This is a genomic window from Duncaniella sp., from assembly GCF_029054785.1.
GTDB lineage: Bacteria > Bacteroidota > Bacteroidia > Bacteroidales > Muribaculaceae > Duncaniella.
This window is the reverse complement of record NZ_JAIDEN010000044.1, coordinates 1-25,496: the sequence shown is the minus strand read 5'-3', so window position 1 is coordinate 25,496 and position 25,496 is coordinate 1. Positions and strand designations below refer to the sequence as shown.

The following is a 25,496-nucleotide window of genomic DNA, read 5'->3' as shown; positions in this document are numbered from 1 at the left end:
CCAACCCCAGAGCGCCGTAGGTGCGATACAAACCCCAACTCCGCCCCAACCTTCCTCAAAAACCGCCCCGCCCATATTTTCCCGCCCCGATTTCCCATTCTCGACCAAAACGCCTATATTTGCCGATATCAAACGATTATCCCTATGGCAAACACCCTGACACAAATCTACCTACACCTGATCTTCGCTGTGAAAAACCGTGCAAGCCTGATACCCGTACTGGCCGAATCCCGTGTACACGCCTATCTTGGCGGTGTTCTTAAACAACACAACCACATCCCCCTCGCAATCGGCGGCACGGCGGACCATGTGCATATTCTGATGAGATATAATGTCAACCAAAGCATCCCCGATCTCGTCAGAGATCTGAAATCATCGAGTTCAAAATTCATGTCGCAGCATCGCGTCACACCCTTCAGATTTTAATGGCAGAACGGTTATGCGGTGTTTTCATATTCCCATTCCCAGGTGGAGGCGGTGAAGCGTTATGTTGAAAATCAGCACATTCACCATAACGGGCTGACGCTTCGTGATGAGGTGAAGAGCATTTTGGACAAATTTGGGGTCGAATATGACGAAAGATACATCATCAGCGAGCCGGAATAATGAATCATAGCGTGGGGGCGCGTGTTTTGAGGGAGGTTGGGTTGGTGTTTTGTATCGCACCTACGGCGCTCTTGGGTTGGGAGGGGACGCGTGGAGATACCACAGCTGCGGACCCCTCTGGGGCCCTTGCAGTGGCCTGGATTCTCCCCGCTGCTACGCAGCTTGCCTGGTACGCGAGGCTGGGGTGGTGGACGTGCCGTTGGTGTTTCACGGCTTGCCTGGTACACGGGGCTGGGGTGGTGGACGTGCCGTTGGCGTTTCGCAGCTTGCTTGGTATGCAAGGCTGGTAGGGGTGCGTTAGCCGTTGGTGCTACGCTGCTTGCCTGATCGCGGGGGCGGATGGGGATAAATACAGTGCGCCTTCAGTTCGATATTTAAGAATATCGCTCCTGAAGGCGCTGTCAGATGCCGGTAAATCCGGTCGGTGATTTTGTTGGAAAATCCGACGTGGGTTTTCTGCGTCAGATCAACAATTGTCTATCTGCTTTGAGTGTCTATCTGCTTTAAATTTCTATTTTACAAGCGTCTGTCTACTCCAATTGTCAATCTTCGTTGAGTGTCTGCCTATTTTTTCCAACGGGGGTCTCCGATTGAGAGGGTGTAGATTTCATGATTCAATACTTCGGGGGTCTGCTTGTAGCGGAGTGCTTCGAAGATATTATCGGGTGCCGCATGATCAAGTTCGTTAACCGAGGTCGGAATGTGCGACTTGTAAACCGGATTGGGATCTGTGAAAAGATCAGTGGCTTTGAGTGGCGTACTGCCGACTTTCACCACAAGGTCCGCCGCGGTTCCGTTGTTGCATTCAGGGAACGCGCCAAACGAGTATCTCGTAGCTGAGAACTTGCCTGCACGGAAGATGCCGTCATCAACCAGATGCGAGTCACGGCAACCAACTGAATAATTGCCCTTGACATCAAACGAGAACTCACCAGTACCATCTATAAAGCGTATATCCACACCACTGCTGTTGAGGTTACGAGAGTCTGACTCATCGGCGGCAAGCACAAAGAGGTTTCGCTGAACCGACATATACGAGCCTCCGGGTATATAGCGCATTAATATGAGATATCTCGACGCAGTGCGGGTTGAGAAATTAACGAATGTATTGTTCTCGATGCGGATGTTCCACTTGGTCTTTTCATCCCAGACAATATTTTTATTACTGTCCGAGATCAAGGCATCTCGCGGAGAGTCGTAGATTGTGTTGTTGGTAAACTCAAAGTCCTTATACAGATTGCACGTCGCAGAGCCTGGAGAAACAAACCATGGATAGCCACGGCCATTACCATCATAGTAACCGCAATCATAGAACAAGTTTCCATCCACTTTAAGTCTCGAAACGACATGATTGAAACCTTGCATCCTTATGAAGCCTCTTATGAATCTGCGGAATGTACAGTCTCTGAGTTCAATCGCCTCTATATTAAATGCTCCGGCATTCGACAGACTATTCATAAAATAATTGACTGTAGATGACGATCCAAAACCATAATTCACAGCGTCAGATGCGTCAAAGTCAATTCCTTCGAATATCATGGCGCCGATCTCTTCGGAATGTTGCGTATAACCATCACCACCAAGCATCAGATTGTATGTCATACCCGAATTTGAAAAATCGACTTTGGCCCTCTTTCCACTGAAATAATCAGCAGGATTTGTGGCAAGTGTGAATCCTTTTGTCAGAAAAACATTCTCTGAGAGGGTATAGGTCTTGTCTCCTTCCAGATAAAACACCTGGTTGTCAGCTATAAATGGATTCGCCATATGGTTAATAAGCACAGAACTCAGATCAGCCGATGAAATTATAATAGGCTCTGATGGATCTTTTTTTGTGTAGAGATTTACACTGTTGTATTCTGCATCACAATCCCATTCGATGCTGGAATCATAGGCAGCAACTTTATACCATACCGCTTCTGGCAGATCCGTGATCACCACTTCTCCGGCAGCAAGATCCGCTTCGGTGACAGGATAGAAAATCACCTTTTTAGTCTTTACATCGGTAAGTTTCAGTTTGTCGACTACAAAGCGATTATCTTTCAGATGGAAATGCGAATAAATTTCCTCTATTTCAGCATCGGAATAGATCGACCGGTCAAAGTCCGGAGTGAGTCTGACTGTCACTTTCCCGACTTCAGACTTGACACTGCCCGTAACTTCCGGGACGAGATAACGAGGTCTTGTCGCAAAGCTCAGAAAATTAGAATTTTTGCCCATAAAACGGAATATGCTACGACCCGACCATTCCGAATGAAATCCCTCTCCCTTAGGTGAAAGAGTTCGTACTGCAAACTTATAAGCTGTGTTATAAGCAAGGTGTTCAAGCTTTATCTCTGAGACATCGGCACCTACGATAATCTTATTGTATTTTATTACAGGATCTTCCCAGTCATCATCCAGCGGCTGGTCGACGTACTCCACATATCTGATCTCATAACCGGCGGCTCCTTCGACAGGACGCCACATCAGACGGAAGGCATTTGTGTCTTCCATTGAATAATCCACACTCGTGGAAGGCATATAACCGGGAGCGAGATAGGCGATATCGAATCCCTGCAATTTTTCAAGACTGTAAACAGCAGTATTCATTTTATTCTGGCTTATGGAGAAGCCACCAAACACCGTGAAGACCTGAGCATCGACGTCAAATGAAATCGAATCGATGTCATTGACATGAAGTTCAGGCGAAAGAGGTGTCTGGCCGGGCTCAGTGCCAAATACTTCAGTTGTGACCGGAATGAATTTATGTATTCTGTCGCCGGAAGTCTGAGCAAAAGAGGATGATGCCGCAAATGCAATGGCGCAAAGTGTCAGTGTCTTTTTCATCTCTTTATGATTTTAAGTGAATGTGAAGAGATATTTACAATATAAACTCCCTGATGGAGATTGGCAAGCGAAACGATAAACGCGCCGGGGCCTTCAGGCGTAAGGTCAACACTCTGACGACGTCCGTTGATGTCATAGACCTTCACATCGCCGGCTTTAAGATTTTCATTGCCTGCCACACGCACAAGGTCTCCGCCAATAGGAGCGATCAGAACAGTCGAACCTGAGGCCAGAATATCGGTTATGGACGATAGTTCCGAATCGGTCTTGATCGGCTCCATTGTCTGAAGGTCTTCGATTTCGAAAGTGTATGTCACAGGAGTCGGAGTTCCACCTGGTTCAGAACTTTCTTTCGGAGGAAGCACCACTTGCACAGACGTTGGCGTAAATGTCATTACCGGTAACAGTTTTTCGTTTTCGGTACCACCACCGGCTGTAAGATCGAGCACTATGCTGCGCCCGTCCTTCATGTTGATTGTCAGCTGTGTTGTCTTTGCCGATGTCGAGAGACACGAACCAAACACTACCACCGCAGCAACGATAAGGGCTTTAAATTTAATCATAAATAATAATTGGTTGACTTGTCCGGACATAATTGGTCCGGGCTTGATTTAAAATATTATTGATTATTAGGTTAATTGACGTTTTGCGTATTTGTCACTAATGTATGATTGTCAAAGCAACAGAAATCAATTGTTTCTAATCTATTTCCACAAAGATACTTATAAAATTACCCCCTCCCAATTTTTTAACACATTTTTCCATTATTTGACAATCGCAATATGCAGTAACTATTCAGCGATTCAAACAGCTTGATTGCAAGCAAGTTGTAGGATGCTCCCCGGAGCATCCGCCGGTTTTATGGTTCATCAACCTCGTTTTCGGATGCACCATGGTGCATCCCTACCCTGATAATGAGGCTCTTAGGTTGGCAATATTCGCTGAATAGTGACTATATCTACCTAAAAACGGCTGCACCGAGTGAAATCCGGTACAGCCGCTATTTTCTCACAGGTCAATCCGGCGTCTATGCAGACTGGATTACCTTGTGGCGGGTTTTAGAAGTTGTAGTAGAAACCGAATGAGAGGTCGTTTCCGTCAAGGTTAAGGCCATAAGTCTTACCAGCAGCTTTTTCATCCTTGTAACCAAGGAAGCCTACATGAGCAACGAGGCTGAACTTTTCAGTAAGGTTCAAAGCGATACCGGGTTCAAAACCAATACCCCAAGTGCATGTAGAATCACCACCATCAGGTTTCATATAACCGAGGTTGAAACCACCATCAACAAAGAGTTGAACAAGGTTATTGTCTGTGCGGAAATAAGTGTAACGAGCATAAGGGTGAATAGAGAAATGGTTGTAAGCATCTTTCAACCAAGTATATTCAATACCTGCACCAACAGCCCATTTTTCGCTAAGATTATAACCGATTTCAGGAGCAATGGTGAAAGCATCAGACTTAACTTCAAAGGTTCCGTCTTCTGCTTCTACATCAACAGTTTTGTGAGCATAGCCAACAGAGCCACCTACATAAACCTGAGCTGAAACGCCGAGAGCCATAACGGCCATGACGGCCATAACTAAAAACTTCTTCATAATGTGAGTTTTAAAGGTTAATAAAAAAGTGTTTTTTCTTAAGTTGAAAGTGATTTTAGTTTAGGTTGAAACATGTATATTTCAGAATGTGTGAGATATAGTATTTCGCCGCAAAGGTATAACAAAATTCATTAATTTTAAAACATTTTCTATAATATTTTTAATCTGCGACTGAAAAACAGCAAGGCTACGACTTTGATTCCCATTTATTTACAGCAGTTTATACAACACACAAAAGGGAGCGCTCCGGAAAGCGTCTCCCTCTCATTGAATTTTCACCACGGAGATGATCCGAGGTCTGCTTTATCGGATGAGGATTTTGCCTGTCGAACCGTCGGCGCGGCGGACGATATAGATGCCCGGAGCAGCGGGGTTGTCTATGCGACGACCGCTGAGATCATAATATTCCACCACCCGGTTTGTCGGGTCGGCCTCGATGTCGGTGATGCCTGACTCGGAGGCTCCAACGATTTTTGAGAAGCGGCCCCAGACTGAATGAGCCTTATAGGTGGGGAGCATTGATTCCGGCACGGTCAGCGTTGCATTTGAGAAAGCCGATTGGGTAAAGGCGGAGGAGCTTACCGAGGGGAAGACGCTCCCTGTTATGTTGATGGCTGTCACGTTGTCACAGCCGGCAAAAGAGTTTGCAGGAATTGACTTCACATTCGGGCCGATATTGATTGTCTGCAATGTAGAGCGGGTCGAGAAGGGCAGATCGGTGACCGTTGTCGAAGGGCAGGTCCAGGGGCGGTCAAGGTTCAGGGTCTTGAGGCGACACCATGCCTCGTTGTTAGGATTTGTCGCATAAATGCCATGCCCGAATACATTCGTGCCCAAAGCCAGTGGCTGGGTGCTTTCTTCAAAAGTGACTGTCGCGAGGCGCTCACAATAGCTGAAAGCTTCGTCGCCAATCTGACGTACATTTGCCGGGATACTTACTCTCTGAAGAGCTCCTAAACCGGCGAAAGCCATTTTGCCGATCGTGGTGACTCCGGATCCGATAATTACTCTTGTCACACGGGAGCAATAATTGAACGCATCGTCATGGATTGTCTCAACGCCATCGGGAATCACGATGGCCGTCAGCCCGGAGTTGCCGTTGAATGCCTCGCGGTTGATCTCTCGCAGATTCGAACTGATCACGAGTGTGCCGATGCTTCTGTTGCCATAGACTCCGCGCGACTCGACTTCGGTCACACTGTCAGGGATTCTGAGCTCGAAGAGCATCAGAGTCTGCGAGATCGCACATTTCTTGATTGTGGTGACAGTTTCAGGGATGCTTAGAGCGGTCATCTGCCCGTTGCCATAGAAAGCGCTGTCGCCGAGAGCTGTGACGGTGTATTCCTCGCCCTCATAGATGGCCTTCGGAGGAATCACGACCGATCCTTTTGCAAGGCTGGTGTCTTTATAATCATGGCGTCCCACCTCGCAGGTTTTGTCGGCCCTGGAGAGGACATTGTAGATCAGGCCCTCGTAAGTGAACGTCTCTTTGTCCGCGGCATTGATGCCAAATACAGTGCCGATTCCGATGGCGGCCGATAAAATCAGTTTTTTCATTTGAATGACAAGTGTTACTATAATAAATGGAGTGACAGGCAATTGCAGAGTCACTGCTGCAAATATACGATGTTGACAATATTTTTGCAACATTTCAGTGAATATTTGCTAATTTTGCATGAACAATATGCAGTGAGGCCCAGGCATCACTGCCTAAAGAATCTAAGCCCATGCAAGCAGACTCAGATCTCAGTACAACTGACACCATATATAATAATACAGAAGAGACCACCGGTGTGCACGACAGTTTCGACCGCGAGCACCTGTGGCACCCCTACACATCGACAATCGACCCGCTGCCGACCTACAAGGTTGACTCGGCAAGCGGAGTGCGCCTGCGCCTTGCCGACGGCCGTGAGCTGATCGACGGCATGTCGTCATGGTGGTGTACGATCCACGGCTACAACCATCCGGCGATCAATGCCGCCGTCGAGCGCCAGATCTCGCGGATGAGCCATGTGATGTTCGGCGGCCTGACCCATGAGCCGGCCATCGAACTCGGCAAACTGCTCTTAGAGATGGCCCCGCCGTCGATGCACAACATATTCTATGCCGACTCCGGCTCGGTGGCCATCGAAGTGGCCATGAAAATGGCGGTCCAGGCCTCTGTATCGCGGTCGGGCGACCACCGGAAGACCAACTTCGTCACCATCCGCAGCGGATATCACGGCGACACGTGGAACGCAATGAGCGTCTGCGACCCCGTCACAGGAATGCACGGCTCTTTCGGACCCGCGCTTCCCATCCGTTTCTTCGCCCCGGCCCCACAGGTGACCTTCGACGGCATCTGGGATCCGGCGGACATCGAACCGCTGGCCGAAATCATCCGCGGGCACAAAGACGAGCTTGCAGCCCTGATCCTCGAACCGATAGTCCAGGGAGCCGGAGGAATGCGCTTCTACCATCCGCAGTATCTCCGCGAAGCGCGCCGCCTCTGCGACGAGGCAGGCATCTACCTGATTTTCGATGAAATAGCAACCGGATTCTGGCGCACAGGCAAGTGTTTTGCCTGGGAACACGCCGGAGTCGAGCCTGACATCATGTGCATCGGCAAAGGCCTCACAGCAGGCTATATGACAATGAGCGCCGTGATGACCACCCGCGACGTGGCCGACACGATCTCGCGCGGCGAGGCCGGGGTGATGATGCACGGCCCGACCTTCATGGCCAACCCTCTGGCCTGTGCCGTGGCCGTCGAATCGCTCAAGCTCCTGCGCAGCCAGAACATGGAAGCCCGCATCACCCGGATCGAAACCATGATGCGCCGCCACATGATAGCAGCCGTCAGAGTGCCCGGCGTGAAGGATGTCCGCGTCCTCGGCGCCATCGGTGTCATCGAAATGGAAAAGCCTGTCGATGTAGGCGAATTCCAGAAGCGCTGCGTGGACCGCGGCATCTGGGTGCGGCCTTTCGGGCGCAATGTCTACATCATGCCCCCCTACATCATATCCGACGCTGACCTGCGCCGCCTGATCGAACAAATGATCGAGTGTATCAGATGAACCGCTACGCCGACATCCTCGACTCTCTGCGCCGGAGCGGCAACCTGCGCGCAATTCCCGCAGACAGCCCCGGCGGAGAGCTGACCGATTTCTCGTCAAACGACTATCTCGGCCTGGCCTCGCAGCCCGCGCTTCAGGAAGAATTCTACTCCAGGCCTGAAAACCTGCGCATACCGATGACCTCCTCGGCCTCCCGCCTTCTGAGCGGACGCCAGAGGGAATACGAGGCTCTCGAAAACCGTCTTGCCGGGCTTTACGGACGTCCTTGTCTGCTGATGAACAGCGGCTATCATGCCAACACGGGACTGATTTCGGCCCTTGCCGACAGCCGTACGCTCATCGTGGCCGACAAGCTGGTCCACGCGAGCATCATCGACGGGATTGTTCTGTCAAAAGCCCCCTTCGAGCGCTTCCGCCACAATGATTTCGCCCATCTGGAGCGCATTCTGGCCAAAGCTGACGGCAAATACGACTCGATCCTCATCATAGCCGAGAGCGTTTACAGCATGGACGGCGACCGCTGCGACATCGAACGCCTTGCGGAACTGCGCCGCCGGACTCCGGGAGCCATGCTCTACATCGACGAGGCCCACGCCGTTGGCGTCGAAGGCCCAGGCGGCCTCGGCATGTGCCGCGCGTCGGCAAGCTACGCCGACATTGACATCGTCGTAGGCACCTTCGGCAAAGCCTTTGCCTCGATGGGAGCCTTCTGCGCCGTCTCGCCGGTGATCCGCGACTATCTCGTCAACCGCTCCCGCAGCCTGATATTCTCCACCGCCCTGCCGCCGGTCACTGCGGCCTGGACCCTCTTCCTGCTTGAAAAAATACTCCTCATGGACAGCGAGCGCAGCCATCTGCGCCGCCTCGGCATCGAACTTCAGAGCCGCCTTCAGCCCCTCTCGCCTGATTTCAGCATCAGCCCCGGCCATATCCAGCCCCTTGTGTTAGGCTCGGCTGAAAAAGCCGTCGGATTTTCACACCGCCTGCTCGAAGCAGGACTGAAAGTGCTCCCGATCCGCACCCCGACCGTCCCGCCGGGAACCGAACGACTGCGCATCAGCCTGAGCGCAGCAATGACCACAGCAGACATCGACCGTTTAGCCAATGAAATTTCACGTATTTCCGCCGACTGATCAGCCCGCCCCTGACCGCGCCATCCTCATCTTCGCAGGATGGGGCATGGACGAAAAACCTTTCGCCTCGCTGAGGCAGGAGGGTTACAGGATCATTGCCGTCTGGGACTATCGGGAGACAGCACTCCCCCACCCGCTGCCCGAACTGCTTGAAGGCTTCCGCGAGATAGCGGTCATCGGCTGGTCGTTCGGTGTGCCCTCGGCCTCGCGCTTCCTTGCCGACAATCCAGGTCTTCCGGTCAGCGCCCGCATAGCCGTCAACGGCACCATGCACCCTGTCGACGATCAGAGGGGCATCCCTCAGGCCATTTTCCGAGGGACGCTCGAAGGACTCAGCGAAAAAACTCTCTCGAAATTCCATCTGCGGATGTGCGGTTCGGCAGAATGCTACCGCCGTTTCAGCCTGACACTCCCCTCGCGCGACATTGACGGCCTGCGGGCCGAGCTTGAAGCCGTAGAAAAGGCCGGTGCGGCCGGAGGGACAGTCTGGGACATCGCTGTCGTCAGCGACTCGGACCGCATCATCCCGCCCGAAAACCAGCTACGGGCATGGTCCGGAGGTGAGGCGTTCGAGGTGACACAAGTGCCGGGGCCCCATCTGCCCGACTTCCAGGCCATCATCCGGCAGTTCATCACCGAAAAAAGCCTCGTGGCCGAAAAATTCGGACGCGCGGAGGAGACCTACAACGACAATGCCGTGGTCCAGCGGCAGATCGCCGAAAAACTCTGCTCAATCGCCCGGCAAGACCTCTCAACCGATCCGCAGACCATCCTGGAGATCGGCTGCGGGACCGGACTGACCACCCGAATGCTCACCGGCACCTTCCCCGAAGCCTCGATCACTGCCTGGGATCTCCACATACCCGAAAACTTCCACTCCCAGTTTGCCGCCGACAGCGTCAGCTCACTCGAATGCGACGCCGAGACGGCAGTCAGGGACCTCGCTGACGAAAGCATTGACATGATCTTCTCGGCCTCCACAGTGCAATGGTTCAACTCCCTGCCTGAGTTTCTGCGCCAGGCCGCAAGAGTGCTGCGTCCCGGCGGAACGGCTGTCATCTCCACCTTCGGACCTGCGACCATGAACCAGATCCGCAGCCTGCTACCCCAGGCCAACCACTATCCCCCCGCCGCAAGCCTGCGACGCATGATCCCGCCCTCCCTGACGCTTCTCCACTTCGAAGAAGAGGAGCACACCCTCCGCTTCGCCTCTCCGCTCGAAGCCCTGCGCCACGTGAAACTGACCGGCGTCAACGCCCTGAGCAGCGACAGCAACGGCGCCCGTGCCCGCGAAGTCATCCGGCTCTACCCCACCGAAGCTGACGGCAGCGCGGCCCTGACCTATAACCCGATCTACATCTCACTCAAAAAATCCTGACCTAAGAGGTTGTAAAAAAACAACATCTGACAAACCGCCATGAGCCAAGTATATTTCATTTCAGGCATAGACACCGACGCCGGCAAAAGCTATGCGACCGGCTATTTAGCCTCACAGATGATGAAAGAGGGACACAAAGTAGTCACCCAGAAGTTCATCCAGACCGGCAACACCGGCTTCTCGGAGGACATCGACCTCCACCGCAAGATAATGGGTATCGACATGCTTCCTGAGGACATCGACAACACCACCGCGCCGGTGATCTTCTCCTACCCCGCCTCGGCCCAGCTCGCCGCGCGGATCGACGGACGCGAGATCGACCTCCAGGCGATCGACAACGCCACAGAGCGGCTCAAGGAGCGCTATGACATTGTGCTCATCGAAGGAGCCGGAGGCCTGATGGTCCCCGTCACCGACGACTTTTTCACCATCGACTATGTCAGCACCCGCAAACTCCCACTGATCCTCGTGGCCAACGGAGTGCTCGGCTCGATCAACCACACGATCCTCTCGCTGGAAGCAATCAAGTCCCGCGGCATAGAATTAGTGGCACTCATCTACAACGAGCATTTCGACAGCGACAAAGTCATCGCCGAAGACACCCAGGGCTTCCTGCGCCGCTACGTCAGCCGCCACTTCCCCAAAGCCCGCTTCGCCACGGTGCCCTCTCTCTGAGCGGATCCGGAAGCGCTTTGGACCTCCGATGGGGTAAAATCCATAAATAATTCGTAACTTTGCCCTCCCCAAAATGGGAGGATCAACAGAAACGCCCTCCCTCAGAGGGCATTTTTTCATTCTATGGACATCAACAATTACAGCATTTCCATATCGAAGGAGGAACTTTCAGCCATGCCGACTGTCGAGTTTCCCGGCAAGATCACGGTGCTTGACACTGTGGGCGATGCCCGTGCGGCCCTGCGCTATCTGCGCAAATGCGGCACGGTCGGTTTCGACACCGAGACCAAGCCCAACTTCCGCAAAGGCCAGACCAATACGGTTTCACTGATCCAGGTCTCCACTCTCGACCACTCCTTTCTGTTCCGCCTCAACAAGCTCGGCTTCTTCCAGGAGCTGCGCGACTTCATGGAGGCTGACGATGTGGTCAAAGTCGGACTTTCGCTGCGCGACGATTTCCACGTCCTGCACCGCATCGCCGCTTTCGAGCCACAGAACTTCATCGACCTGCAAAACGTAGTCAAATCATTCAATATCACAGATTCCAGCCTCCAGAAAATCTACGGCATCCTCTTCAACGGGCGCATCTCAAAAAGTCAGCGCCTGAGCAACTGGGAAGCCGCCGAACTTTCGCCGGGCCAGCAGACCTACGCCTCGATCGACGCCTGGGCCTGCCTGCGGATCTACAATCTTCTCAACGACGGTCTCTTCAACCCCGCCGAATCGCCTTACCTCCATCCGACCGACCAGCCGGAACACCACGGCGAGTAAACGCGGGAGGGAATCTGATGATCACAAACAAACCTCATCCTTTTCTGTCTCACCTTGAATCAAAATCAGACTAATCATGAAATTACGCCGCTCGACAGTCATCCCGCTCATTCTTCTGGTCTATCTTGCCGTGATGAGCTACATCGGATTTCCTGAATACCAGCAGGGCCACTACCTTTACTATTTCGGAGTGATCGGAGTGACCCTCGTCATAATATGGCTGCTTCACCTCTTTCTGAAAAAACGCGAGAAGCAGCGACAGCGACAATAATAACCATCACCACCAAGCCACCCACAAGATGCAAATCAGAGTCCCACGCGAAATCACCGAAACCGCCGCCTCGGCCGGCGCCGCCAAAGCCTCACTGACAGTCAACAACACAGCGCGCCTGCTGACAGCCGCCTGCCTCGCCGGGGCCTACATTGCCCTGGGTGGAATCCTTTCGCTCGTCGTCGGCTTCGGATTCCCTGAAATAACAGCCGCAAACCCGTCGCTGCAAAAGCTGTTGAGCGGCTGCATGTTTCCGATCGGCCTGATACTCGTGGTTGTGCTCGGTGCAGAACTTTTCACCGGCAACAACGCTCTGCTGATCCCCTCCTACATGAAGCGGGAACACTCGTTCGGCACCGTCGTCCGCAACTGGACGCTGGTCTACATCGGAAATTTCATCGGGGCCTTGCTTTTCACCTGGCTCATGGTCTATGCCTGCGGTCTGACTGCCGCCGAGCCGTATCACAGCGCCATCATCGGAATTGCCAAGGCAAAAGTGTCAATGTCCTGGCTGACAGTCATGCTAAAAGGGATCGGCGCCAACTGGTGTGTCTGTCTGGCCGTCTGGCTCGCACTGGCCGGAAAGACATTCTTTGAAAAGGCCCTTGGCTGCTGGCTTCCGGTCATGGCCTTCGTGGTCCTGGGCTACGAACACTCCATCGCCAACATGTTTTTCATCCCCCTCGGAATGATGGAGGGGGCCGAAATCGGCATCTGGCAGGCCGTCCGCGACAACCTGATCCCCGCGACAATCGGCAACATCATCGGCGGCGCCCTCCTGGTCGGCACCGTCTACGGCTATCTCCACTCAGTCCGCCGGAAATCCGCCTAATCATCCAGATTGACAAGGTCATAGAACAGCCCACCTCATTCACTCACAAATACAAACTGACGTACTATATGGTGAATTATACGGGCAAAATCGAGCAGCTAATTGACATTTCAGTCGTTGATTTCCCAATGGCCTCCTTTGGTTTTCCCGACACGAATGATTCTCTTGTTTTCTCTGAGTGAAGCGATAATCCTATTGACTTTTCTTGTTGAGAACCCGGTCCGGACGGCTATCTGTGGTTGTGTAATATCTGGAGTCTTGCGGATTATATCAAGGACCTTATTCTCGCCATTTTTCTCGCCATTTTTCTCGCCATTTTTCTCGCCATTTTTCTCGCCATCGTTACGAGAAACCTTAGTCGTAGCCAATGGGTAAGTTACTGTCGAGATAAGCCTATCGCTTTCAAAGATGACAGACTTTCCGGTAAGTTTTTTCTAGCCTAATATCTTATCAATTCCATATCCGGCATTTTCAGATAGTTTCGGATGACGGAATAATCTGATGATACTCGGATTGCGAGGCATAGAAAGGACACGGCTACGGAATTCATCTGCATCAAGAATAAATCGTCCCGGATTCTGCATCACAATTCGGTCATCGAATACTCTTATCGTAGGATGTGCCGATGCAAAGTAATCGGAATGAGCACAAAAGTTCACCAAACCTTCTCGTAAGCAGAAGAGTTGGGAGTTATCCTCTAAACCGAATATATCGGGGCCTTCTACATAGGGAGTATCTACAAAATTGCGCAAGCGGTGCATTATCAATTGGAAACTCTCCCAAATATTTTCCTGCTCAGGCATACGGTAGGTGTATCGCTGCGAGGCCGTGGAGTAAGAATCACCCGGTACTTCCATGTAATCTATCCAATAATTCGGTAATGCGCCAAGTACCGATTCCCGTTTGCCAAACATCAGTAGGCTACCATATGTCAATTTGCCCGACGATAGAATGATGTTCAGTTTCCTACAAAAGTCCTCATCGTTCAACGTCGGATATGACAGAGATCGATTGAAGTCACGGAGATAGCTGCGATAGGACGCAATGGAATCAAGATTGATGTCGTTGAAATTTGAACCGGGAACTTCCATCTCTGATTTAGCTCCGAAAGAAGCATCTCTCACAATCGCATCTACTTCCAAATCAGTAGCGAGAGTATCACCACTCCCTGTTCTAATAAACACTTCTCCATTACTTTTGATAGCAACAGGGCGATGCGGTGACAAGGGTATCTCAAAAGCAAGAATATCCCTGCCGTCAATTTTGTATCTCATGACATTACATGTGATCGGAGCATTGAATTTAGTGCGAGAACGCAATGTTGTGATAACATCCTGTTCCATCTGTTCAGGATTTGGCACACCGTTGACAATGTACACGGAACCTTCTCCAGTCTTCTTCTCTTTTACTCCAAGGATTATCCAGCCGCCTTCTGTATTGGAAAAAGCACTGACCGTCTCCCACATGGATTTGGGAAGACCGCCCGAAGCCTCCTTGACCTCAAAATCATTCCATTCTATATCGTTGAGCCGTGAGAGCAGTTCTTCTTTTGTCATTTTAGAGTATATTAGACTGCGAAACTACAACAAATTTCTCATATAATCGGCTTAATCTGTTGTTTATTTTCATTTTACCTCAGCCGTCAGTTGAATCCGGGCAGCGGGGCAAGTGCTGAAATATTGCAGCCGGAGAAACAATCCTAAGAATACAAACCGCACCCCAAAAGTCCTTGAAAAAGGGATTTTTCGGGGTGCGGTTATAATATAATGTGTCGCTATTGTCAGCGGACGAGGATCTTGGTCACCTTGCCGCCCTGACGGCGGATGTAGATGCCGGGGGTGAGGTTGTCGGCGCTGACAGGAATGCCCTGGAGGTTGAAGTATTCGACGGGAGCATTGCCGTCGGCTTCGATATCGGCTATACCGCTGGTGTCGCCGATGGTGAAATAAGTATATTGCTCCGTCACATATTCTTCACGACCGGCATTGTCGATAACAGCTGCAACATAGTAGCGGTTTCCTGCAATGGCATTGTTTATGGTCAGCGAAACAGTCTCAGTCGCAGTGTTGCCGGCGCTGACATATACGGGGACTGCCTTTGTAGCCTGAACCACGCCCAATTGTCCGGATTTGAACACTCGCAGTTCAAAATCACGATAGACCACACCGGTGAGGCCCTCTACCGTAATAGAGACTTTGACATCTTTGGGATCAACGGCCTCTGCATTCTCGACCGCAAGAGTGACGGGCTTTTTGAACGACGGCACCGGAACTCTCGACTTGATTGTCACCGGGCAGGTTCCGAGAATCTTATAGGCTCCGTTTTCAATTATCGCGATGCCGAATGTCCAGTTTCCCGGCTCGATCGCCAGGCCCTTGTCATAGAACCAGTTATTGATGAACTCAAACTGTGAACCTTCGGGCGAGAAGTCGAGAGAGATATTATTGCTCGAATATGCGCGTACAGACTTATCAAAATTAAGAAGAACAGCCTTTACCTGGACGTTGGTATCGCTACGGCCTGTGAATCTGGCAACGCCGGAAATCTTGATGTCACTTCCGACATAGAAATCGCCGTTGGTGTCGATGTTCTCAACCAGCATATCGCCGGCAGAGGGAATTTCCGCTTTAATGATGGTGCCGTTCTGGCTTGTGATCAGCACATAGCCTGCAATGGTCGGCGGACATTGGAATGAATATTCCTTTCCGTCAATCCTGACGGCGGGATAGAGACGGTAGGTTCCGTCGGAAAGAGTCGGGATTTTAGCCTGCATGGCGGATGCGGTCACTGTATTTCCGGTGACGATGTCAATGCCCCAGTTCTTGCACAAGGGGTTAAGCACTGTGGCGGTCGCCACTCTTGTCGAACCGTCCTGGCTGAAGATCTGGTAGATGAAATCGCCGCTGACAGTATAGGGCGAGCGGTTGGTGAATGTACCCTGGAGGTTGAAATAGCCTCCCTGATAAGCGTTGGTCAGAGCATCGATGCAGAAAGTGTATTTCTTAGGAGAATCAGAGCCGGTCGAAGGCCTGATACCGAGAAGAGCACCCTGGTTGCTTGTATAGTCGCCGGTACCGCCGCCGGTACCGAGGCTGCTCGGCTTGAGCATTGTCAGCAGGAAGTAGCCGTCGCTTCTGCCGGCCCATCCCCAGTTGAAGTGGAAATAGCCGTTGTCCTTATAGCCGTCGCAGACGAAGCAGTGGGCACCGCCCCAATAGACCATCGGGCCGCAGTCTTTAAGATTGTCATAGACCATCTGCTCCCACTCGTCTGAAGCATAGTAGCTACGGAATTCATTGTGGATGCCGGTATCATATTTGAAATATGACACGAGAGCGTTGCCTACCTGTTCTGAATAAGCTGCCGAACCAAAACCTCCCGAAGCATATCTCATGCGCAGAGAATAGCCGCAGGCCTGCATCAGCTTGGCTACCGCATCGGTCTGGGCCTCTGTATACTGTCCGTAGACATATCTGTCGGTCATGTTGGCCCAGTCAAACTCATAGTTGCTGAAATCAGCCGAAAGAGTCTGATTGTCCCATGTATAGCTCAGTTTTGCATTTTCAGCAGCCTTGTCAGGCCAATTGTGATATTTCATCACCTGAGCCATCGCTGTGGCCACACAGCCGGTATAGCACAGCTTCCCTGATGAGGTGGGGCAATATTTATTGTAAGGGGTCTGCTGGTCCCAGCGGGTGGTGACCATCGGCTGGATCGGTTCGCGCGCTGCGCTGCGGCTGACAGCCGGGGTGTAGGGTTCGGCTCCCGCGTCAGAAGCCATGCGTATCTGCTCGCCGCAGAGTTCAAGCCATCCCTTGAGGTTGTCAGGCATATCGGCGGGATCAATGGAGCCGGTGTCGCTGTAACCGATCACAGGGGCGGCCACATCATCAGCCGAGACTATCATCCAGCCCCCTTCAGGCTTGTTGAAAACATAAAGAGCCGGAGCATCCGCCGTTCCGACGGTCATCACCGGCGCAGCTGTCAAGGCGGCTCCTGAGGAGCGTGACACCTGCTGGTTTGCAACTCGGCCCAAGGCTTCCGACGGGCTGAGGCTGCGGGCGTTAGCCGACATACCTCCAAGCATGACGGCAACAGACAAAAGCAAGAATAGTTTACGCATAAAAATGTGAAAAAATAGAAGATGAGTCCGAAATCCGGACCCTGACAATTTGATCGGTTAACGGGCGCAATTTACGCAAAAATTTTCATTTTGCAAGCAAAATAACTGATTTAAAAGATTTCTGACAGCAATGTGTAAATACAATGCTGTCAGAAATCTTTTCAGAGGTTCAGATGGCATTCATCAGATGCCTTCTTATTTCACTACAATTTTAGAGACATTCGATCCCTGGCGGCGTACATAGACACCGGGAGTGAGATTGTCGGCGCTGACAGGAATGCCCTGAAGGTTGAAATATTCAACCGGGGTGTCATCGTCGGCCTCGATATCGGCAATGCCGCTGGTATCGGCAAAGTAGATATAGGCTTTGCCCGTTGTGGAGGGCTGCGACTGGCTCTCGCAAATCACACTGTACTGAAAGCCCGGTATGACGGATGTCAGCGAGGTGACGAAATTGACGGTAGCAGTCTGACCTTCGGTAACAAACACCTCAACCCAACGGTAGGTGGCTACCGGAGTGATGCCTCGATTGATCTTGACCGTCATATACTCGTCGATCAGGCCGGAAATGCCTTTCACTGTAACGTTGATATCGATATTCTGCGGATCGACGGCACTTGCGTTCTTGACTGTCACGGCGGTAATCTTATACTCCCCGACAGGGCTCTCCTTGGTGATCGTCACCGGACAGCTTCCGACGGTCTCTGAACCGACCATCAAAGCCAGAGTATATTCTCCATCGGAAATTCCAGAGCCGGTCGGCGTGAACCACGCACATACAATCTCAAAATCTCTGCCTTCGTTAGAGAATGTCACATTCTGCTCGGTGCTGTAACCGCAGATATTGCCTGCGGAATCGAGAAGGCGCACTCCGACGTTGCGATCTGTGTCACCAACGCCTCCTGAGAACATGGCAGTACCGGTGACTCTGAAGCGCTTTCCAAAATAGATCTTACCGTTCGAACTGAGATTTTCCACCGTCAGAACTGTCGAATCATGAAGTTCAGCCTTGTTCTCTCCGTTCCCGCGGGTATAGATGACATAGTCGGCATAACCTGGAGCCGAAATGAAGATATGCTCCTCCCCGTCGAACTCTACGGCCGGATAGATACGGTATGTTCCGTCAGGCAAGGTCTCAGGGATCACACATTCGATCATCGACTCATAGTTCGGGGGATAGAACTTATCCGGGGAGGGGATTGCTGCGGAATATGAGGTAAGATATTTTTCCGCGCCGTCTTCCTCCGTGTAGACACGGAATTTGAAAGTGGCGTTCACCATGTAGGGCGAAAGATTCCTGAACGTTCCGAACAGCGACAGCTTCGAGCCATCTACAAATGCTTCCGTGATGCCATTAGGCGCATAGAAGGTATAGCGGCGCTTGGAGGATGAGTCTTTATCGGCAGGCTTGACTCCGAGGAGCACACCCTGGCCGTTGTTGAAACCGCCTGTGCCGCCCCCGACACCTGTCGAGCCGGGATCAAGGGCATCCAGAAGGTAATAGCCGTCGCTCAGACCGCCCCAGCCCCAGTTGAAGTGATAGTAGCCGTTGCCACGGTAGCCGTCGCAGACAAAGCAGTGGCCGACAGAACCATAGCCCCACCAGAGCACAGGACCGCAGGTTTTCAGGTTCTCATAGATCATATTGTCCCAGGCAGCTGAAGAGTGCATCTCGCGAGGCTCGTTGTGGAGGCCCGCATCATATTTGAAGTATCTCACCAGAGCGCCTCCGACCTTCGCACCGAAAGAGCCGGATGCATCGGTGCCATAGCTCATGTCGACTGAATAACCGCAGGCCTGCATCAGCTTGGCCACAGCGGCAGCCTGTTCCTTGGTGTGCTTGTCGTGATAATCATCAATCATGAGATCCCACTGGAACTCATAGTTGCTGAAATCCTCGCTCAGGGTGACGGTTGTGCCGTTGTACCACTGATAAGAGATATTGGCATCCTCGACAACCTTGTCGGGCCAGTTGTAATACTTCATCACCTCGGCCATAGCAGTGGCCACGCAGCCGGTCACGGTTCGCGATGAACCAATCTTCGGACAAAGGTCATTGTAAGGACCTTGCTGGTTCCACGTTGTGGTCATCAGCGGACCGATAGGCTCATGGTCGGTTCCGGCAGCACGCGAATAGGGCGCAAGACCTTCGGCAGACGCACGGAGAATCTGCTCCTTGCACAGATCGAGCCAGAAACGCATATTTTCAGGGAGATTGTCAGGATCGAGACAGCCGTTGTCGCTGTAACCGATCACCGGAGCGCCCACATCGTCAGCCGAGACGATCATATAGCCCCGCGGGCTGTTGTTGTAGAGATAGAGAGCCGGCTCACCTGGGTCGCCGAGAGTCATGACCAGTTCCGGCTGACCTCCTGAACGGGAGACAGGCGCAGAGCCTTGAGTCATGGCACGGTCCAGAGCCTCTGCCGGGCTAAGACTGCGAGCCGAAGCTCCCAGTCCGGCCATAGCAGCCAATGATATGAATAAAAGTGATTTTCGCATTTTGAATTTCTTATTGTAGTGGATTGATTGTCAGTTTACTTCACCAGGATCTTGACCGTCTTCGAGCCTTGGCGGCGCAGATAGATGCCGGGGGTGAGTGCGGATGGATCGACGCGACGTCCCTGAAGGTTGAAATATTCGGCAGGCCGGTCATTGTCGGCCTCGATGCCGGGCAGGCCGCTCTGTGAGCCGATTGTAAACGGCACACCGGGAAGTTCATAGACCGGCTGCATGCCTCCGGGGAAACTATATCGTTCTCTATAAAAATAGGCTGTATAGACTTCGCCGGGTTTTGCATCCGGCAGAGACACTGTGGCGCGGAGAGTCGCAGTGTTTCCGGCTGTCACATAAAGCTTGACGTTCTCTGTAAGAATGGTCTTGTCAGAAGCATCCTTTATTCCGAAATAAAGATAGTTATCTTCCGCAACCCCGGCCAGACCAAGGACCGTGCCGGTCAGACTGATCGACATCGGATCGACAGCCGACGAGTTGGCGACATCAAGACTCTTAATCTCATACTCGCCGTAGACATACGGACTGACTGTCACCTCACATGATGCCATTATCTTGTACTCATAGGTGAAATCATCCATATAGACCAGAGCGAAAGTGTGTTTGCCTGGAGTGACGGTGTAGTTTCTGAACCATGAGCTTATGAACTCAAACGGCTTTCCTTCAGGCGTGAATTTAATAGTTGCGCCATCGGCAGTGGTGAGGACATTGCCTTCGGAATCGACAAGTGCCGCCAGAAGATAAAGCTCAGATTCGGCATTGCCTGTAAATCTGGCCACACCTGACACCTTGATGTTGCTTCCGACATAGAAATCGCCGTTGGTGCTCAGATCTTCGACGACCATCTCCCCGACTGAGGGAAGAGTGGCCGTATTGGTATAGGACGAACCGTTCTTTTCACGCTTATAGATGATATAGTCCGGTTCAGAACACGGAGTCCGGAAAACATAGTCTTTGCCATCGACGCGTATGCCGGGATAGACGCGATATGTGCCCTCACCCAAAGCGGTGCTCGGAATAGAGCCCATAAGTTTGTAGCAGTTGGAATCAGGACCGTAGTTCAAGAACGAAGATGGAAGCGTAAAATCACCCACCGTTGTCACCAGCTCTGTGCCGTCTTCATTATAAATGAGATAGACTGCCTTTCCGTCGACATTATAAGGAGAGCGGTTTTTAAACTCGCCGTCGATGGTCAGGAAAGTGCCCTGGACTGTCACATTGGCGAACGCGGAACAAGTGAATGTGTAACGGCGCTCGGCAGGCTTTCCGTCAGACGGCTTGGCACCGAAGAGAGCGCCCTGCGAACTGTTGTAGCCACCGGTTCCGCCTCCTGTTCCGACATAAGCCGGATTGAGAGCGTCAAGCAGATAGTAGCCGTCGCTGTTGCCTGTCCACCCCCAGTTGAAATGGAAATAGCCGTCACCCTTATAGCCGTCGCATACGAAGCAGTGACCGACGCTGCCGGTGCCCCAGTAGACCATCGGACCGCACTCCTTGAGATTGTCATAGACCATCTGCTCCCACTCGGCGGTTGTGTAGAGTTCGCGGGGTTCGTTGTGCAGACCGGCATCATAGTCGAAATATGTCACCAGAGCATTTCCGACTTTCTCGTTAAAGGCAGCGGAGGCCACGGTGCTGTACATCATTTCAACCGAATAGCCGCAGGCCTGCATGAGCTTGGCGACAGCTTCTGACTGCACGGAAGTATAGCCGGCAAAGTAGCTGTCGACCATATTGTCCCAGTCAAAGCGGAAGTTGCTGAAATCGGCGCTCAGAGTCGGGGTATCAGCCGGGCCTCCGCGCCAGGCGTATGTGATATTGGCATTTTCACCGGCCTGTTTAGGCCAGTTGTAGTATTTCATCACCTGAGCCATCGCAGTGGCGACACAGCCGGTGTAGGTGCGTTTGTTGGCAACCATCGGACAACTGTCATTGAAAGGCGCTTTCTGATCCCAGACTGTTGTCAGCATCTGAGCTATCGGTTCCCTGTCAGAAGACCTTGAGACGGCATAAGGCTCGGCTCCTGAGTCTGAGGCCATGCGGATCTGACGGCTGCTCTCTTCGAGCCATCCCCTGAAGTTTTCAGGCAGGTTTTCAGGATCAATCGCCCCGCTGTCGTTGTAAGCGATCACCGGCGCTGCGACATCATCGGCTGAAACGATCATCCAGCCTCCTTCAGGACGGTTGAACACATAGAGAGAAGGCGTGTCATCTGTCCCGACCGTCATTACCGGCGCCGGAGCAGAAGCCGATCTTGACACGTGGACCACGGCCTGACCCGTCACACGTCCCAATGCCTCCGAGGGAGTCAGGCTGCGCGCGGCAGCTCCTGCTCCTGAAAGGAGGGCCAATGAGAAGAACAAAAATAATTTACGCATACAGATGTGAAGAATTTAATAGTGATTTCTTTTATTACTATCTTCAGCGGACAAGGACCTTAGAGATCTTAGAACCCTGGCGGCGCAGATAGATGCCTGGAGCAAGAGAGGTGCCGGAAACGCGCTGTCCCTGAAGGTTGAAGTATTCTACCGGAGCATTGACATCATCCTCTCCGACACTGTCAATGCCGCTCTGACCGGCAACAACAAACGAGACAATGTCACTCTTGGCCTCATAGCGGCCACCTACGTTGCGCCAGCAGCGGACGTCGTATTTCTCGCCAGGTTTCGCTTCGGGAAGCGAGGCGCTGATCGAAACGCTTGTGGACTGTCCGGCGCTTGCAAAGAACGGCAGATGGTTCTGCCAGACATTTGCGCCGCCTTTGCTCACCACGAATATAAGATTCTCATAGACCACACCGGTCAGACCTCTGACATGGGCCGTGATGCAGATGTCAGCCGGATCGACACCGTCGGCCTTGTCAACCTCAAGCGCCGTAACCTCGTAGGTGCCGGCAGGAGCGTTGTCCAGAACTTTCACCGGACAGGATGCGATTGTCTCATAGCGGCTCTCGGCATCATTGTAGAACTGCAAGGCAAAGGTATAGTCACCGGCCTCGACTCTGGCGCTCGCAGTGCCGTTCATGAACCAGTCGCTGACAAATTCAAAGGGATTTCCCCGGTCGGAGAATGTAAGTGTCAGTCTTGTTCCGTAGCCGCAGACAGATCCGTCAGCTTTCAGCAGGGATGCGACCACATAGAGATTGGCATCATCCTTGCCCGTAAAGCGGGCCGTGCCGGTCACTCTGAACGGCTTGCCGGCATAGATGTCGCCATTGGTGCTGAGATCCTCGACCATCATCTGTCCGACGTCGGGGAGAGAGGCTGTATTGCGCCCGTTCTGACGGGTGTAGACGATATATCCGGCTCCTCCGGGCGGAGAACGGAACTCATATTCCTCGCCGTCGACCTCGATTGCGGGATAAATACGGTAGGTCCCGTCCGGAACGGTATTGGGAACGACTCCGAGAATGGTCGACGTTGCCGAGTAGAGTCCGAAATTCTTGGCTGAGGAGGGGGTATAGACCGTGCACGAACGGATATATTCGGTTCCGTCTTCATTGTAAAGCCTCAGGACGAATTTTCCGTTGACCGTATACGGCGAATAGTTTTTGAACATTCCGTAGAGATAGACATAGGTCCCGTTGGTGCTCGTGGCGGTTATGCCGGCAGTGGTCCTGAACGTGTAGCGGCGCTTCGCCTCGGTATCGGTTGCGGGTTTCACTCCGAGCAGAGCGCCCTGGGCGCTGTTGAAGCCTCCCGATCCGCCGCCTATACCCAGATCTGTCGGGCAAAGGATGTTGAGCAGGAAATAGCCGTCGCTCATGCCGCTCCAGCCCCAGTTGATATGGAAATAGCCGCCTGACTGATAGCCGTCGCAGACAAAACAGTGGGCCCCGGCATCGCCTGCGCCCCAGTAGACCACCGGCCCGCAGGTCCGCAGGTTTTCATAGATCATATCTTCCCACTGCGAGGAAGTGTAGAGGTCGCGCGGCTCATTGTGGAGTCCGGCATCATAGCCGAAGTAGCTGACAAGGGCATAGCCCACACTTTCGGAGAATGCACCGGAGGCCGATATGTTGTAGCGCATCTCGACTGAATAACCGCAGGCCTGCATCAGTTTCGCCACGGCCTCGGCCTGAGCGTCATTATAGGCCACGCCTCTGTAATTGTCAAGCATGTTGTCCCAGTCAAAACGGAAATTGCTGAAATCGGCGGTCAGCACGCTTGTCGGGGCACCGTCCCTGATCCAGTTATATTTCAGGAGAGCGTTTTCGGATGCCTTTTCAGGCCAGTTGTAATATTTCATCACCTGGGCCATCGCAGTAGCAACGCAGCCTGTATAGGTTCTGATTCCGTTGACAGTCGGACAGAAATTATAGTAGGGAGCGCCCTGGTCCCACTTGGTGGTCATCAGAGGGGCGATCGGGTCACGGTCAGGAGACGAAGCGCGGCTGTAAGTCTCCACGCCTGCCGCGGAGGCTTCACGGATCTGACGTCCGCACAGTTCAAGCCAGCCTCTGAGGTTGGCGGGCAGATTTTCAGGGTCAAAGGAACCGCTGTCGCTGTAAGCGATCACAGGCGCCGCAACGTCGTCAGCCGCGACAATCAGAAAGCCATTGTCCGTCCCCTTGTCGAAGACATAGAGAGCAGGAGCCTGATCAGTACCGACAGTCATCACAGGCTGCTGACTGACCGAAGAGCGAGAGACCGAAGAAAAGGGATGTCCGGCGGCACGGGCAAGTGCTTCTGACGGACTAAGGCTACGGGCAAACGCCGACATACCCAACAGGGTTGCCAAAATCAGAAATAAGATTGGTTTTCGCACAGGAATTAAGGTGTTATAGACTTTTGTTACTTTATTTTCTATTCTCATACTATACTCATACTATATTAATTATAGTATATATCTATTTGCTGTTACCTGTCAGTAACCTGAATTCATCACTCTTCGGACCGGCATACCCGCAGCGATTCCGAAAAGATTCAGGGGCTATAACTTCTTTGGGAGGCTATATACAAGACGGCAACCGGGCAGTCCGGCTGCTATGAGGCTGTCGCAACGCGCAGCGGCGTCCGGTTCGCCGGCCGGAAAGGGCATCTGGTAGATCTCCGTCACACGGGCGCCGGGAATAATCGCGGCCATGATTTCATCAGGGTCCGGGGCCGACTCCATCGCGGCATATTCCCGATAGGTCCAGCGAGTGAATGCCGTTGCAGCCGAAACTCCGCGGCGGTCAAGCAGGAAGCCGTCCGAGAGTCTCAGCGGCTCGCCTCCCGCCAGGTCAGACGGTGCCGGAAAAGACACCAGACGCTTATGGCCGGAATCAAGTGTGACAGGAACACGGTCGGCATAATCGCCGTCGGTCTTGTAGATGCGGGCCATAGCAACTGCTTTGGACGGCGAAGCTGACGGTGTTTTACCTCCCATGACCACAGCCTCAGGCGCCGGGGCTGAAGCCACAGCCTGATCCTTCTGAGAGGTACAGGCCGCCAATGGCATCAGGAGTATCGGCAGAAGCAGATGTTTCATATCAAGAGGGTGTTAATGACAGAAGTAACCCTCCAAAGTTAAACATTATACCTTTATCCACCAACTGTCTAATATACATATTTTATATTTGATACATATTTTTTTTATTTTACCACTGTTAAGAAGGCACCATTGGAAGCTGATCGCTTCCAATGGTGCCTTCTTAATTATGCAAAGACGCCGGTCTCTTATACCCATCTCCGCGCCCACGAGACAAGAGGCAATCTCGTATTGCGTG

Annotated in this window: 19 protein-coding genes; 8 read left to right on the top strand and 11 right to left on the bottom strand. The window is 52.4% G+C overall.

The window, feature by feature from the left end:
- Positions 1-144: 144 nt before the first annotated feature.
- Entirely contained in the window at positions 145-426 is a 282-nt protein-coding gene (locus K2H17_RS02860) for a transposase (RefSeq protein ID WP_300131189.1), read from the top strand.
- A gap of 744 nt (positions 427-1,170) precedes the next feature.
- Here the strand turns inward: K2H17_RS02860 and K2H17_RS02855 are convergent.
- The 4 genes from K2H17_RS02855 to K2H17_RS02840 all read right to left on the bottom strand — a co-directional run bounded on the left by K2H17_RS02855 (position 1,171) and on the right by K2H17_RS02840 (position 6,587).
- Positions 1,171-3,435, bottom strand: coding sequence for a hypothetical protein (locus K2H17_RS02855; RefSeq protein ID WP_300131186.1), 2,265 nt, complete (start codon positions 3,433-3,435; stop codon positions 1,171-1,173).
- Positions 3,432-3,998 (bottom strand): T9SS type A sorting domain-containing protein, encoded by a 567-nt coding sequence (locus K2H17_RS02850; RefSeq protein WP_300131183.1) that lies wholly within the window; start codon positions 3,996-3,998, stop codon positions 3,432-3,434. Before K2H17_RS02850 ends, K2H17_RS02855 begins: the two co-directional genes overlap by 4 nt.
- A gap of 495 nt (positions 3,999-4,493) precedes the next feature.
- Entirely contained in the window at positions 4,494-5,030 is a 537-nt protein-coding gene (locus tag K2H17_RS02845) for an outer membrane beta-barrel protein (RefSeq protein ID WP_300131181.1), read from the bottom strand.
- Positions 5,031-5,333: 303 nt separating this feature from the next.
- A complete protein-coding gene (locus K2H17_RS02840; protein ID WP_300131178.1) occupies positions 5,334-6,587 on the bottom strand; it encodes a leucine-rich repeat domain-containing protein in 1,254 nt (417 codons plus the stop codon).
- A 170-nt stretch (positions 6,588-6,757) separates the two neighbouring features.
- Here K2H17_RS02840 and bioA point away from each other — a divergent pair, with 170 nt between their 5' ends.
- The 7 genes from bioA (at position 6,758) to K2H17_RS02805 (ending at position 13,149) form a co-directional block, all read left to right on the top strand.
- The gene (gene bioA / locus K2H17_RS02835) at positions 6,758-8,089 is read left to right on the top strand and encodes an adenosylmethionine--8-amino-7-oxononanoate transaminase (protein ID WP_300131175.1); all 1,332 of its coding nucleotides are present in this window, start codon (positions 6,758-6,760) and stop codon (positions 8,087-8,089) included.
- Complete coding sequence (locus tag K2H17_RS02830) at positions 8,086-9,222, top strand: 8-amino-7-oxononanoate synthase (RefSeq protein WP_300131173.1); 1,137 nt, start codon at positions 8,086-8,088, stop codon at positions 9,220-9,222. Before bioA ends, K2H17_RS02830 begins: the two co-directional genes overlap by 4 nt.
- Positions 9,194-10,600 (top strand): malonyl-ACP O-methyltransferase BioC, encoded by a 1,407-nt coding sequence (gene bioC / locus K2H17_RS02825; protein WP_300131171.1) that lies wholly within the window; start codon positions 9,194-9,196, stop codon positions 10,598-10,600. Before K2H17_RS02830 ends, bioC begins: the two co-directional genes overlap by 29 nt.
- 39 nt (positions 10,601-10,639) lie before the next feature.
- Positions 10,640-11,275: a dethiobiotin synthase gene (gene bioD, locus K2H17_RS02820; protein WP_300131168.1), complete on the top strand. Its 636-nt coding sequence runs from the start codon at positions 10,640-10,642 to the stop codon at positions 11,273-11,275.
- A gap of 123 nt (positions 11,276-11,398) precedes the next feature.
- The gene (locus tag K2H17_RS02815) at positions 11,399-12,046 is read left to right on the top strand and encodes a 3'-5' exonuclease (protein WP_300131165.1); all 648 of its coding nucleotides are present in this window, start codon (positions 11,399-11,401) and stop codon (positions 12,044-12,046) included.
- Between the two features lie 76 nt (positions 12,047-12,122).
- Positions 12,123-12,317 (top strand): hypothetical protein, encoded by a 195-nt coding sequence (locus tag K2H17_RS02810; protein ID WP_300131163.1) that lies wholly within the window; start codon positions 12,123-12,125, stop codon positions 12,315-12,317.
- A 28-nt stretch (positions 12,318-12,345) separates the two neighbouring features.
- Positions 12,346-13,149 (top strand): formate/nitrite transporter family protein, encoded by an 804-nt coding sequence (locus tag K2H17_RS02805; protein WP_300131162.1) that lies wholly within the window; start codon positions 12,346-12,348, stop codon positions 13,147-13,149.
- A 110-nt stretch (positions 13,150-13,259) separates the two neighbouring features.
- Here the strand turns inward: K2H17_RS02805 and K2H17_RS02800 are convergent, their stop codons facing one another.
- From K2H17_RS02800 to K2H17_RS02770, 7 genes are all read right to left on the bottom strand, one after another.
- Positions 13,260-13,517, bottom strand: coding sequence for a winged helix-turn-helix domain-containing protein (locus K2H17_RS02800; protein WP_300131160.1), 258 nt, complete (start codon positions 13,515-13,517; stop codon positions 13,260-13,262).
- 66 nt (positions 13,518-13,583) lie between these two features.
- Complete coding sequence (locus K2H17_RS02795; RefSeq protein ID WP_300131158.1) at positions 13,584-14,705, bottom strand: RNA-binding domain-containing protein; 1,122 nt, start codon at positions 14,703-14,705, stop codon at positions 13,584-13,586.
- Positions 14,706-14,929: 224 nt separating this feature from the next.
- On the bottom strand, positions 14,930-17,272 hold the full coding sequence (locus tag K2H17_RS02790) for a C10 family peptidase (protein WP_300131156.1): 2,343 nt from the start codon (positions 17,270-17,272) through the stop codon (positions 14,930-14,932).
- Positions 17,273-17,467: 195 nt separating this feature from the next.
- The gene (locus tag K2H17_RS02785; protein ID WP_300131155.1) at positions 17,468-19,774 is read right to left on the bottom strand and encodes a C10 family peptidase; all 2,307 of its coding nucleotides are present in this window, start codon (positions 19,772-19,774) and stop codon (positions 17,468-17,470) included.
- A 35-nt stretch (positions 19,775-19,809) separates the two neighbouring features.
- Positions 19,810-22,164, bottom strand: coding sequence for a C10 family peptidase (locus tag K2H17_RS02780; RefSeq protein ID WP_300131153.1), 2,355 nt, complete (start codon positions 22,162-22,164; stop codon positions 19,810-19,812).
- A 43-nt stretch (positions 22,165-22,207) separates the two neighbouring features.
- Positions 22,208-24,526: a C10 family peptidase gene (locus K2H17_RS02775; RefSeq protein WP_300131152.1), complete on the bottom strand. Its 2,319-nt coding sequence runs from the start codon at positions 24,524-24,526 to the stop codon at positions 22,208-22,210.
- Positions 24,527-24,718: 192 nt separating this feature from the next.
- Complete coding sequence (locus K2H17_RS02770) at positions 24,719-25,258, bottom strand: hypothetical protein (RefSeq protein ID WP_300131149.1); 540 nt, start codon at positions 25,256-25,258, stop codon at positions 24,719-24,721.
- Between the last annotated feature and the right edge of the window lie 238 nt (positions 25,259-25,496).